We start from the raw sequence: 13,080 nt of genomic DNA, 5'->3' as shown, positions 1-13,080 counted from the left end.
GTGACACCGCGCAGGCCGCGACGAACTTGTGGATCGCGCCCGGCAATCAACTATTGAATCGGGTCACCAGTGCATTGAGTTCATGGGCGGTGGACTCAAGGTCGCCACCAATGCTGCAGGAGTGCACGGCAATATCGGCATTCTGGTCCGAGACCCGGGCGATATTGCTGATCTGCTCGGAGATTTCCTCGGCCACATGGGCCTGCTGCTCCGACGCCGCGGCCATCTGCTGGCTCATCTGGTGAATGCGCTCCACCGCCGAGTTGATGCCGTCCAGCGCCTGCTGGGTGCTGACTACCTGGGCCACCCCGGAGCGCGCCTCCACGCTGCCCTGGCGCGCCACTTCCACGGCCTGGCCCGCCACCTGCTGCAGGCTCTGGATGATGCGCTGGATGCTCTGGGTCGATTCCCGGGTCTTCGACGCCAGGGCCCGCACCTCATCGGCGACCACGGCGAACCCCCGGCCCTGCTCGCCGGCCCTCGCCGCCTCGATGGCTGCGTTCAAGGCCAGCAGGTTGGTCTGCTCAGCGATCGAATGGATCATGTTCGCCGCCACCTGGATCGACTGGGTTTCCTGCGCCAGGCCTTCCACCGACTGGCTGACCGCATCCACCGTATCCGCCAGTTTCTCGATCACCACCCGGGAACGGCGCGCCTCCTGGGAGCCGACCTGGGTCAGCTCGTTGACCTGGTCGGCCGCGGCGGCGGTGTCATGGATGTGCACCGAAACCTCGGCGATCGACGAAGCCATCTGGTTCATCGCCGTGGCCGCCATGTCGGCTTCGTCGCGCTGCTTGCCCAGGGCCGACTCGGCCTGGCGCGACAGGTTCTGGCTGGTGGAAGCCAGTGACGCCGCCTGGTTGGCGTAGTCCCCCAGGCGGCTGAGGGCGGTACGGATCTTCGCCGCCTCGCTGATCAGGATCATCTGCAGGCGTGCCACCGGGCCTCGCTCATCGGTATAGGTGCGGGCAATCAGCTCGCTGTCGAAACTGCCCAGGGACACCGCGCTGATGCGCCCCAGCAACTGCCCGGTGCGGTAGGCGCCGTGGGCCTGCACGGCAAAGAGCCCGAGCAGCGCCACTCCCAGCCCGGCCCAGGGCCCGGCCAGCCAGCCGGCCATGGCGCTGGCCAGTACCGCCAGCAGCGGCGGCAGCACAAACACCCCGGCGCCCAGCAGCCGATGGCGCCAGGGCGTGGCCAGGCGGGTGCTGCGCAGGTGCGAGTACAGGGCGGCGGCGCGCTCCACCTGCTGGCGCTCGGGCTTGACCCGCACCGATTCGTAGCCGGCAATCACGCCCTGGCTGAATATCGGTGTGACATAGGCGTTGACCCAGTAATGATCACCGTTCTGGCAACGGTTCTTGACGATGCCCATCCAGCTCTTGCCGTCCTTGAGGTAGGACCACATATGGCCGAACACCGCTTCGGGCATGTCCGGATGGCGCACGATGTTGTGCGGGCTGCCAATCAGCTGTTCGCGGCTGAAACCGCTGACCGCAACGAACTCGTCATTGCAGTAAGTGATCTTGCCATGGGTATCGGTGGCGGAAATAAGCCGTTGTTCGGCAGGAAACACCCGCTCACGCTGAGTCACCGGGAGATTGTTTTTCATTTGAAAAACCTCGCAGGAAGTCTGGTAATTGCTCGTCATGATCAAACAGCAACTGGCGCATCCTGCGATTACCCGAAGACTTCTTCTGCGTACCTGCAGAACTTTCCCGAGCCTGATGAGCAATCCACTACAACAACTGCCCAGCGCCCGACCGAATCGAGTTTAGATAGCACTTTTAATCGCGCTATTGCCTCCAGGGAAATAACTTCCCTGGCAACGGAACTAGATTCAACACTCTTGACCTGGATCAATACTTAGCCTGGCAAGCAATGCCCCGGCCGCCCCTGGTTGAGAACCGATGGCCCATCACCTACCTTCTCCAGGTCCCTAAGCCATAGAGCCGCGCCAATGCCTGCCTCCTGCCAAGAAACTGCCCGCCTGCTACTGCGCGCCCCGACCCTGGACGACCTGCCCCAGGCCTGTGCCATCCATGGCGACCCGCAGACCAACCGCTTCAACCCCAACGGCCCGATCAACGCTGCCGCCTGCGCCGACAAGCTGCACGGCTGGATCGAACACTGGCAGCAGCACGGTTTCGGCTACTGGGCCATCGCCCTGCGCAGCGACCCGCAACGGCTGATCGGCTTCGGCGGGATCATGCAGGGCTTCTTCGGCCACGAGCCGGGGCTGAACCTGTACTTTCGCTTGCGCCCCGAGGCCTGGGGCCAGGGCTATGCCGCGGAAATGGCCCGGGCCGCCCTGCACCTGGCCTTCAGCGAACTGCATGCACCGCGGGTCACCGGCCTGGTGCGCCCCGACAACCTGCCCTCGCGGCGCGCCCTGGAGCGCCTGGGGCTGAGCCTGGACGGCGAACTGGATGATTTTCCCGGCCAGGCGCCGAGCCTGCTGTACCGCATCAGCGCGCCGGACAACCCAGTCCCGGGCTAAGCCTCAGGGCAGGCACCCTGGCAGCCTGCGCGGCGGACTCAACGGATTCGAGGATTGACAAAGCGGTCGCCGGCTTTTAAAACTGGGCGCCTGATTCTTGAGCCTGCAGCGACCATGTCCCCAGCCACGCCCTTCATCCTTCGCACCATTGGCCTGTCGGCCAAGGTCGAGGCGCGCGTGGCCTGCAGCTCTAAATCGAAGAAACAGTCGCTCATGTGACCGGGGCGCTGTGTCCCGTCAGATGAGCTGACAGGACCTCAAGCGCTACGGACACCCTCCCCCTGCTTACCGCCCTTCTACTCTTCTGACGACGACCCGACGGTCAACCATCAGGAGAACACGCATGTCATCGTTTCAAGGTATCTGGGTCCCTATCGTCACCCCTTTCATCGACGGTGCCGTCGATTTCGCCGCCCTGGGGCGCTTGACCACTCACCTGCTGGAAAGCGGCGTAGCCGGGCTGGTGGTTTGCGGCACTACCGGCGAGGCCGCGGCCCTGGACAAGGACGAGCAGTTGGCGGTGCTCGATGCGGTGCTGGAGCGAGCCCCCGCCGGGAAGGTGATCATGGGGCTGGCGGGCAATAACCTGAAGTCGCTGCTGAGCCTGCAGGAACAGATCCTCGAGCGTGCGGTGGCCGCCTTGCTGGTACCCGCGCCCTACTACATCCGGCCGTCGCAAGCAGCCCTGGAGAGCTTCTTCGCCACCGTGGCCGACGCCTCCAGCGTGCCGCTGATTGTCTACGACATTCCCTACCGCACCGGGGTGAGCCTGGACACCGCTACTTTGCTGAACATCGTGGCCCATCCACGGATCGCGGCGGTCAAGGACTGTGGCGGCAACCTGGAAAAGACCCTGGCGCTACTGGCCTGCGGGCAGATCGAAGTGCTGTGCGGCGAGGACCTGCAACTGTTCAACGCCTTGTGCCTGGGCGCCCATGGGGCCATTGCGGCCTCGGCGCATATCCACCCGCAACGGTTCGTCGCCTTGCTGCAACAGGTCCGGGCACAGCAACTGGACGCGGCCCGGAGCACCTTCATGCAACTGGTGCCGCTGATCAAGGCGCTGTTCGCCGAGCCCAACCCGGCGCCGGTCAAGGCACTGCTGGCCCACCAGGGGTTGATCGGAACGCAGTTGCGAGCACCGATGCACGATTGCAGCGCCGCCCTGCAAACCCTGCTCCGCACCCTGTAGGAGCGGGCTTGCCGGCGAAGAAGCCGCCACGGCTTGCACCCGCCCCAGGTAGGCTTTCGCCGGCAAGCCAGCTCCTACAGCGATGCGACATCGGTGGGGTTCTTGCAGGTGCCTTCAGCGGATGGGCGGAATGCGGATCTGCCCGGCACGGCACTGGTTCTTCACGCCTTTGCCGCAGGCGCCGAACTCCAGGTCCTTGGTCAGGCAAACACGAACTTCGGACAGCTCGGGGCCGCTGCACAGAATGGCGATGCCGTTCTCGGCGATCCCCGGGTTGCTCTGGCGAAACTGCTGGGCAATCTGGCTGGCCTCGAAATAGCGCACCGTGGTCGAAGGCTGCAGCGCCTCGGGAATCTGTACCCTGGCCAGGGCCTTGTCCGCGGCATCCAGGTACCCCATGGCCCCCAGGCCGCTGCAGGTGCCGTGCTTGCTCCATTCATGGTTCATCAGCTTGGCGGTGGGAAACAGGGTCAGGCCCTTGGCCCGCTCCTGGGCATTGAGCTGGGTCAGGGGTGGGCAGGACTCGGGCCAGCCACCCTTGGCGTATTGCGGCCACAGGCCGTGCAGGACAAAACCGTAGCCCTTGCCGGTGCACTGCTCGTTTTCCGGGTGCATCAGGCAGAAGGTCGGCGACCAGGACAGGGTCAGCAGGTAGTAGTCGAAGGTACCCGCCACCGAATCGCGCTGCTGCTTGGGCTGACGTGCGTCGCTGATGCCCACCATCCCCAGGGTCAGCACCAGGGCTGCCATCAGGGTAAAAAACTTTCTCATCGTGACCTTCTCCTTGGGAAAGCGCATCGTCCTGGCCCCGCCATCGGGGTGGAACGGATTGAAAACAACCTGATCTTTCTGGCAGGCCGGCGTTGCCGGAACATGACAGCAATTGCCCGGTGTCCCGCAGAAGCCGGTCAGGCAGCGGCTCGGAGAATACCCGCCAATGCCCTAGGCGGCAGCGCCCTCACTGCGCCGATACAGGCCGACACCCAGCGCCAGCACCGCCAGCAGGCCGGCACAACTGCGGTTGATCCAGCCCATGACCCGGGCGGAAAAGCGCGCCATGGCCCGCCGGCCACCCACGGCATAGAGGCTCATCATCAGGCAGTCCACCAGGGCGCTGACCACGGCCAGGATCAGGTACTGCTCGGCCACCGGCTGCTCCGGGCGCACGAACTGCGGCACGAAGGCGGAGAAAAACAGCAGGCCCTTGGGGTTTGACAGCCCCACCAGCAACGCCCGGCGAAACGCCGACCAGCCGCTGGCCGAGGCCCCGCCCACCGTACAGGCCAGGGCACGGGTAGGCGCTCGCCACAAGCCCCAGGCCAGATACAGCAGATAGGCCGCGCCGCAGCTCTTGACCACCACGAACAGCTCTTGCGAGGCCTGCAGCAACGCCCCCAGGCCGCAGCCCACCGCGCCGATCAGCAGCAGGTCGGACAACGCCGCGCCGGCGATGCCCCAGCCAGCCACCCGCATGCCATGCACCGCGCCATTGTTCAAGGCCAGCAACATCGAGGGGCCGGGGGTAATCATCACCGCGCTGACGGTGACGATGTACAGCAGCAGGGTTGGTATATCCATGGGTTCGCTCCAGGGTCATCCGCCGCGATCCGAAATCGCCCGGAGCACCTCAGGGCGCCCACTACGCGGGGGGGCAAAATATGACGGATCACTGCGGCACCGGGCAAGCACGACGGACCGCACACACCACTCAGGCGTCGGGAACGCTGACGAAGATGCTGTAGCGGGCCCCTTCCATGGCTTCGAAGGCGATCAGTTTCTGCACCAGCGGTTCGCTGAGCACCTTGCCGGCATTGAGCAGCAACATGCCGTTGTCGGCATTCAGGTTGCGCCGCAGGACCATCCCGGCCTGCAGCTCCCGGGTTCCTAGGACCCTGACCGTCGGATCATCGACGGTGACATCGCTCTGGTAGGCGGCACAGACCTGGACAAAGTCTTCCACCAGATTCGGGTCGTACAGGCGGCCCGCGTACTTGCGAATGAACAGCAGGGCTTCATCGCTGTTCATGTGCCGCTCCAGAATCAGCCCGCACTGCAATTCGATGAAATCCACCGCCAGCTTCAACAGCCGGGAGCCCCAGGGAATCGCCTCGCCCTTGAGGCGCTGGGGAAAGCCGCTGCCGTCCCAGCGCTCCTGGTGATGAAGGATCAGCCGCGCGGCATCCTGCATCGGTTCCAGTGCCATCAGCACCGATTCGCTCTGCTCGGGATAGGCGCGGTAGCGCGCCTGATCGGTATGGCGCAACAAGTCCGCCGGCGCCAGCAGCATGGCATCGCTCCAGCTCAACTTGCCGATGTTGTACAGGGCCGCCGCCATGGTCAGGTCGCGGCTGCTGGCCTCGTCCAGGCCGTACCTTTTGCAGCAGGCACGCACCAGTTCGATGATCTTGCGGTTGGTTTGCTTGTCCGCGGGCAGCCGCAGGTTGGCCAGCAGCGAAAACACCTCGGTGGCGGTCACATAGCTGTGCTTGAGTTCTTCGTAGGCCAGGTCGAGCATGTCGGCAGTCTGCTGTAGCTCCGCGGTCCGCGAAGCCACATGCCGTTCCAGGCTGGCGTTGCTGGCCTTGAGTTGCTGGTTCTGCTCCAGGACCAACTGCTGCAAACGCTTGAGCTCACGCTCGGCGAGCTGGTGCTCCAGGGTCTGGCGCAGGATCAGCAGCAGCTCTTCGTCATTCCAGGGCTTGCTCAGGTACTGGTGGATCTGCCCGTCGTTGACGGCCTTGATGATGGTGTTCAGATCGGCATAACCGGTGAGCAGGATTCGCCGCACCGCCGGGTACTTCTCCCGCACCCGGGCCAGCAGGGCCGCGCCGTCCATGCCGGGCATGCGCGCGTCGCTCATCACCAGGTCGACGGGGCCTTCGGCGAGGATCTCCAGCGCTCTGGCGCCGCTGTTGGCCAGCAGCACGTCATAGGGCTCGGGACGCAGCAGGCGCTTGAGACTGTTGAGAATCGACTCCTCGTCGTCCACCAGCAACACACGTGGACGCCTACCTGGCTCAACCGGCTGCGGATCTTCCATGGGGTTCTCCCTGTGCGGCATAGGCTGCCCCGCTCCGTGCTCACGGACGGCTCGGCAGCGGCGTTTTTCCCAGACAATCCTAGATGAGTTTTTTATTTTCACGCCATTGCCCCCCGCGAAATAAATTCGTCAGCCGCGGCACTGCGCAATGACTATGCTGACAACGTTGCAAGGCGGGCTCAGGGTACTAGGGAAGGTCTATGGACGCTGGCAGTGACGCACAGACAAAGGCACAAGAAGCCTCGGACCAGCCCCCAGGGCGGGCCAACCGACGGATCCTGATTGTCGATGACAGCCCGGCAATCCATGAGGATTTCCGCAAGATCCTGGCCCCGCGCCAGGCCCCGGACCTGAGCCTGGCCGAGCAACAGTTGTTCGGCCACGCCACGATGCCAGCGCAGCAAGCGCCCTTCTGCCTCGACTCGGCGTTCCAGGGCCAAGAGGCCCTGGCCCGGGTCGAAGCGTCCCTGGCCCTGGGCCTGCCCTATGCCATGGCGTTCATCGACATGCGCATGCCCCCCGGCTGGGATGGCCTGGAAACCATCGAGCGCCTGTGGAACGCCGACCCGGACCTGCAGATCGCCCTGTGCACCGCCTATTCCGACTATTCCTGGGAAGCCATGGCGCAACGCCTGGCATTCGGCGACCAGTTGCTGATCCTGAAAAAGCCCTTCGACAGCCTGGAAATCCGCCAGATGGCCAGCGCGCTGACCTGGAAGTGGCAGATGGCACAGGACGCCCGACAGAAACTCGACGACCTGCAACAGACCATCGAAAGACGGGTGGCCGAACTGCTCAAGGTCTCCCACCTGCTGCACTACGACGTGCTCACCGGCCTGCCCTCCAGCACCTTGCTGGGGGACCGCCTGGGCCAGGCCATGGCACGGGCCCGCCGTTATGAGCAGCGGCTGGCGGTGATGTTCCTCGGCCTGGACCGGTTCAAGCGGATCAACCATGCCCTGGGATACCCGGCCGGGGACGAGTTGCTCAAGAGAATCGCCCGGCGCCTGGAACAAGGCATGCGCGAGTCGGACTCGCTGTTTCGCTACGGCTCCGACGAGTTCGTGGTGGTGCTCCATGACCAGCAGCATCCGGCGCAGATACGCGCGCTTGCGCAAAAGCTGCTGGCCACCGTGAGCCAGTTCGATGACATCGCCGGGCACGACCTGCAGGTGACGGCCAGCCTGGGCATCAGCCTGTACCCCGAGGATGGCCAGGATGCCCTGGCGCTGATCAAGAAAGCCGAGATGGCCATGCGCACCAGCAAGGAGCAGGCACCGGGCAGCTACTGTTTCTTCACCGATGACATGACGCACCGGGCCCGGGAGCAGCAATACCTGGAGTCGGGGATTCTCCAGGCCCTGGAACGCCGGGAGTTCCACCTGCATTACCAGCCGAAAATCCACCTGGCCTCGGGCAATGTGGTAGGCGCTGAAGCGCTGATTCGCTGGCAACGCCCGCAACAGGGCTGGATCAGCCCCGAGCTGTTCATTCCAGTGGCCGAAGACAGCGGCTTGATCACCCGCATCAGCCAATGGGTCCTGGGGGAAGCCACTCGCCAGTGCCGGGCCTGGCAGAACGCCGGCCTGCCCCCTGTGCCGTTGTCCATCAACCTGTCGGCGGCTGACTTCAGGCAGCCGCAACTGCTCCAGCAACTGCGCGACGCGCTCAGCGACAACGCCCTGGACCCAGCCTGGCTGGAACTGGAAATCACCGAAGGCGTACTGCTGCAGAACGTCGAGGTCACGCTGGCTACCCTGCTGGCGATCAAGGCCCTGGGCGTGCGCCTGGCCGTCGATGATTTCGGTACCGGCTATTCGAGCCTGAGCTACCTGCGCAAGTTTCCCGTGGATGTGCTCAAGATCGACCAATCCTTCATCCACGGCCTGAGCCACGAACACAAGGACGCCGTACTGGTCAGCGCCATCATCAACCTGGGGCGCAGCCTGAACCTGAAGGTCATCGCCGAAGGGGTGGAGACGCACCAGCAACTGACCTTTCTCCAGCAGCAAGGCTGCGAGGAAGCCCAGGGCTACTACTTCAGCAAGGCCCTGCCCGCCGAAGACTTCGCTCGCCTGCTGGGCAAGCACAGGCCGCAGTTCCAGGTGACGGACCATGACCACTGACCAACCGCGCCAGCCGCCGCGCCGCCGCGCACGGGTACTGCTCCTGCTGCTCTGGGCAGGGCTGGGCGCCACCAGCCCGAGCGCTTTTGCCGCGCCCCTGGACGAACCGCTCAAGCCGTTGCCCGCACCGCCGGCACTCGACCCCCAGCGGGTCGAGCTCGGGCGCCAGCTGTTCAACGAACCGCGCCTGTCCCAGGACCACAGCCTGTCCTGTGCCAGCTGCCACCGGCTGGACCAGGGCGGGGCCGACTCCCAGGCAAAATCGCCGGGTTTCAAGGGGCAGCCTACCCGGGTCAACACCCCCAGCGTGTTCAATGCCGCGCTGAATTTCCGGCAGTTCTGGGACGGGCGCGTCGAATCCCTGGAAGCGCAGATCGACAGCGTCGTGCAAAGCCCCAGCGAGATGGGCAACACCTGGCCGGCGCTGATCCGCACCTTGAGCGATGACAGCGCCTACCAGAAGTCCTTCGGTGCCCTGTACCCGGACGGCATCACCGCAGCCAACGTGCAAAATGCCCTGGCCACCTATGAAAAGACCTTGCTCAGCGCCAACTCGCGGTTCGACCAGTACCTGCAAGGCAATACCGACATCCTCAGCCTGGAAGAAAAATACGGTTACCAGCGCTTCAAGGATTACGGCTGCATCGCCTGCCACCAGGGGGTCAATATCGGCGGCAACATGTTTCAGAAGTTCGGCGTGATGGGCGACTACTTCGCTGCCCGGGGCAACCCCACCGACGCCGACCTGGGGCGCTTCCTGGTCACCGGCGACGAACAGGACCGCAACGTGTTCAAGGTGCCCAGCCTGCGCAATGTCGCAGTGACTGCGCCCTACTTCCATGACGGTTCGGCGCCGACCCTGGAGCAGGCTGTGGAAGTCATGTTCAAGTATCAACTGGGGCGCCCGCCCAATACCCAGGACATCAGCCTGATCGTCAAGTTTCTCAAGACCCTGACCGGCGAATGGCAGGGCAAGCCCTTATGAAGCTGTCCCGACGCGTGCCGATCATGCTGCTGTCGCTACTGACCCTGAGCCTGGTGCTGGGGCTGGCCTTTCTCTACTTCAAGACGGTGATCGGCCAGCCCTCGAACTACGTACTGGCGCGGGACCTGATCAGCCATATCAAGCAGTTGAATGCCCAATGGGAAACCGAGGTGCTCAAGGCTCGGATCGCCATCACCCACGACTACGATCCACTGGTCATGCCGGTGCAAGAGATCAACCAGCTGTGGAACCGCTTCGATCAGCTTTCACAACAGAACCACAATGACCCGGCCGCCTGGACGGCCGGCCACCAGGCGTTCATCGAGGCCTTCCAGGAAAAGGCCGGCCTGGTGGAGCGTTTCAAGACCCACAACGCGGTGCTGCGCAACTCCCTGGCCTTCCTGCCCACTGCCGAAGACGACATCCAGCGCCGCCTGGCCGGCCTTGACGACCAGGCGCGGCTGTCAGAGCAGACCATTGCCATCGATACCTATGACCTGCTGCTCAGCAGCCTGGAGTTCGCCCAGGTTTCCAGCGACGACCGGGCCGCAGACATCCTGGTGGGGCTGAACAAACTGGCGGTCAACAAGGAGCGCCTGCCCGAACCCATGCATGAGCCGGTGGAGATCCTCAGCAACCACGTCTCGGTGATTCTGCGGGAGCAGCCGGTGGTCAACGACCTGCTGGAGCGCATCACCTCGATCCCCATCGCCCAGCGCCTGGACGACATCACCCATCTGCTCAACGCCGATCAGTCGCAGGCCGACCTGCAGGACCAGAAGGCCCACCAGTACCTGCTGCTCTTTGCCGCCTTGCTGGTGATACTGATTCTCTACCTGGCCGTCAGGCTGGTACGCAGCTACGCGGTCATCCGCCGGGTGAACACAGCCCTGCAGAGCGCCAACGAGCACCTGGAACACCGGGTCGAGGAACGCACCCGGGAGCTCAAGGAAGCCCAGAGCGAACTCATGGACAGCGCCCGCCAGGCTGGCATGGCGGAAATTGCGACCAACGTCCTGCACAACGTCGGCAACGTACTCAACAGCGTGAATATCTGCAGCGAAGTGCTCAGCCGAACCCTGCGCTCCAGCAAGGCACAAGGGCTGGGCAAGGCCATGCAGTTGATCAACCAGCACCAGGATGACCTGGGGCGTTTTTTCACCGAAGACGACAAAGGCAAGCTGCTCCCCGGCTACCTCAATCAATTGGTCGAAGCCATAGCCACCGAGCAGCAGGGCATGGGCGAAGAACTGGCTCAGTTGGCCCGCAGCGTCGACCACATCAAGGAAATCGTCGCCACCCAGCAATCCTATGCCGGAGCCTCTCGGCTGATAGAACCCCTGCGGGTCGCCGAGCTGATCGAAGACGCCCTGCGCATGAACTCCGGCGCCCTGGCCCGGCATCAGGTCACGGTGGTCAAGGACTATGGCCCGTTGCCTCCGGTGATGGGCGACAAGCACCGCATGCTGCTGATCCTGATCAACCTGATCAGCAACGCCAAGTACGCCATGTCCAACCTCGATGATCATTCACGGACCCTGACCCTAAGCGCCAGAGTGCTGGACGGCCAGACCCTGAGCATCAGCGTCAAGGATGAAGGCGAAGGCATCCCCGCGGAGAACCTGACGCGGATTTTTTCCCACGGCTTCACCACCCGCAAGGACGGCCACGGCTTCGGCTTGCATAGCTGCGCCCTGGCGGCCATGGAGATGGGTGGACAATTGAATGTGCACAGTGATGGCCCCGGCCTGGGCGCCACCTTCACTCTGGACATCCCGCTGATCAGCGCAGAGGACCCATGATGGACCAGTTGAACAATCGCCGGATCCTGCTGATCGACGATACCCCGTCGATCCACGAGGACTTTCGCAAGATCCTCACCCCGCCCGAGGCAGACGACAACGGTCTGGATGACCTGGAGGCACAGCTGTTCGGCGCCACGGCCAAGCCCCGGCAACAGCCTTTCGAACTGGATTCGGCCTACGGCGGCGAGGAAGGCCTGGCCATGGTCTGCCAGGCCCAGGAGCGGCAGCGTCCCTATGCCCTGGCGTTTGTCGACATGCGCATGCCCCAGGGCTGGGACGGCGCGCAGACCATCGAGCGCCTCTGGCAACAGGACCCGCGGCTACAGGTGGTGGTGTGCACCGCCTACTCCGACTATTCCTGGGAAGAGCTGCTGGAGCGCCTGCAGGGTCATCACCGCCTGCTGATCCTGAAGAAGCCCTTTGACAACATCGAAGTCCAGCAGATGGCCAACACCCTGACCAGCAAGTGGGAAATGACCGCCCGCGCGCTTTTGCAAATGCATCACCTGGAGCACCTGGTGCAGCAGCGCACCGAAGACCTGAGGCAGGCCGGGGCGGCGCTGCAACTGGAGATCGACGAACGCAAGCAGTTGGAAAACCAGCTGGTGCAATCGGAAAAACTGGCCTCCCTCGGGCAACTGGCCGCCGGGGTCGCCCACGAAATCAACAACCCCATCGGTTTCGTGTCCTCCAACCTCGGCAGCCTGGCAGGCTACCTGCAGCAGCTCGACCAGATGCTCAGCGCCTATCGCCAGGCCGAAGAAGCCATCGCCGCGCCGGAACTGCGCAAGCACCTGCAGAGCCTGCGCGAGAGCATCGACCTGGACTTCCTCCAGCAGGACATTCCGGTACTGATCAGGGAGTCCAAGGAAGGCATCGGCCGGGTGGCGCAGATCGTCAAGGACCTGAAGAACTTCTCCCGGGTCGACAGCGACCAGCAATGGCAGCTGGCGAGCCTGCAACAGGGCATCGACTCGACCCTGAACATCGTTGCCAACGAACTCAAGTACAAGGCCGACCTGGTCACCGACTACCAGCCGTTGCCGGAAATCGAATGCCTGCCCTCCCAACTCAATCAAGTGGTGATGAACCTGGTGGTCAACGCGGCGCAGGCCATAGGCCCCGAGCGCGGCACCATTACCCTGCGCAACGGCGTGGACGGCGAGCGGGTCTGGCTGGAGGTCAGCGACAGCGGCTGCGGCATCGACCAGGAGCACCTGGCCAAGATCTTCGACCCCTTCTTCACCACCAAGCCGGTGGGCCAGGGGACCGGCCTGGGCCTGTCGCTGTCCTACGGCATCGTCAAGAAGCACGGCGGGCAGATCAGCGTGCAGAGCCAGCCGGGCGTCGGCAGCACCTTTCGCGTGGAACTGCCGATCCGGCAGGCGCGTCAGGAGTTGCCCGCACAACCCTAGCCACACCGCCCCCCTAC

Annotated in this window: 10 protein-coding genes; 6 read left to right on the top strand and 4 right to left on the bottom strand. The window is 64.1% G+C overall.

Annotated features, from left to right (window positions below; translation table 11 throughout):
* Positions 1–46 precede the first annotated feature (46 nt).
* A complete protein-coding gene (locus tag BM382_RS01945) occupies positions 47–1,612 on the bottom strand; it encodes a methyl-accepting chemotaxis protein (RefSeq protein WP_072441637.1) in 1,566 nt (521 codons plus the stop codon).
* A gap of 348 nt (positions 1,613–1,960) precedes the next feature.
* On the opposite strand from BM382_RS01945, the gene BM382_RS01940 reads away from it, so the two are divergent.
* Both BM382_RS01940 and dapA read left to right on the top strand, forming a co-directional pair.
* A complete protein-coding gene (locus tag BM382_RS01940; protein ID WP_011061602.1) occupies positions 1,961–2,500 on the top strand; it encodes a GNAT family N-acetyltransferase in 540 nt (179 codons plus the stop codon).
* A 343-nt stretch (positions 2,501–2,843) separates the two neighbouring features.
* Positions 2,844–3,692, top strand: a complete 849-nt coding sequence (gene dapA / locus BM382_RS01935) for a 4-hydroxy-tetrahydrodipicolinate synthase (protein ID WP_011061603.1) — start codon at positions 2,844–2,846, stop codon at positions 3,690–3,692.
* 114 nt (positions 3,693–3,806) lie between these two features.
* Here dapA and BM382_RS01930 read toward each other — a convergent pair whose 3' ends face one another.
* From BM382_RS01930 to BM382_RS01920, 3 genes are all read right to left on the bottom strand, one after another.
* Positions 3,807–4,463, bottom strand: coding sequence for a ribonuclease T2 family protein (locus BM382_RS01930; RefSeq protein ID WP_011061604.1), 657 nt, complete (start codon positions 4,461–4,463; stop codon positions 3,807–3,809).
* A gap of 171 nt (positions 4,464–4,634) precedes the next feature.
* A complete protein-coding gene (locus tag BM382_RS01925; protein ID WP_011061605.1) occupies positions 4,635–5,270 on the bottom strand; it encodes a LysE family translocator in 636 nt (211 codons plus the stop codon).
* Positions 5,271–5,400: 130 nt separating this feature from the next.
* The gene (locus BM382_RS01920) at positions 5,401–6,732 is read right to left on the bottom strand and encodes a response regulator c-di-GMP phosphodiesterase, NosR family (RefSeq protein ID WP_011061606.1); all 1,332 of its coding nucleotides are present in this window, start codon (positions 6,730–6,732) and stop codon (positions 5,401–5,403) included.
* 200 nt (positions 6,733–6,932) lie between these two features.
* Here BM382_RS01920 and BM382_RS01915 point away from each other — a divergent pair, with 200 nt between their 5' ends.
* From BM382_RS01915 to BM382_RS01900, 4 genes are read left to right on the top strand one after another with little or no spacing between them, the layout of a single operon-like run.
* A complete protein-coding gene (locus BM382_RS01915) occupies positions 6,933–8,858 on the top strand; it encodes a GGDEF/EAL domain-containing response regulator (protein ID WP_011061607.1) in 1,926 nt (641 codons plus the stop codon).
* Positions 8,848–9,843, top strand: coding sequence for a cytochrome-c peroxidase (locus tag BM382_RS01910; RefSeq protein WP_011061608.1), 996 nt, complete (start codon positions 8,848–8,850; stop codon positions 9,841–9,843). Before BM382_RS01915 ends, BM382_RS01910 begins: the two co-directional genes overlap by 11 nt.
* Positions 9,840–11,645: a DAHL domain-containing protein gene (locus BM382_RS01905; protein ID WP_072441634.1), complete on the top strand. Its 1,806-nt coding sequence runs from the start codon at positions 9,840–9,842 to the stop codon at positions 11,643–11,645. The genes BM382_RS01910 and BM382_RS01905 overlap by 4 nt, the downstream gene beginning before the upstream one ends.
* Positions 11,645–13,063, top strand: coding sequence for an ATP-binding protein (locus tag BM382_RS01900; RefSeq protein WP_011061610.1), 1,419 nt, complete (start codon positions 11,645–11,647; stop codon positions 13,061–13,063). Before BM382_RS01905 ends, BM382_RS01900 begins: the two co-directional genes overlap by 1 nt.
* Positions 13,064–13,080: the final 17 nt, after the last annotated feature.

The sequence above is a fragment of the Pseudomonas sp. NFPP25 genome, from assembly GCF_900116505.1.
Classification (GTDB): domain Bacteria; phylum Pseudomonadota; class Gammaproteobacteria; order Pseudomonadales; family Pseudomonadaceae; genus Aquipseudomonas; species Aquipseudomonas protegens.
Note: the sequence above shows the minus strand (reverse complement) of the source record. Positions and strands in the feature narration are given on the sequence as shown.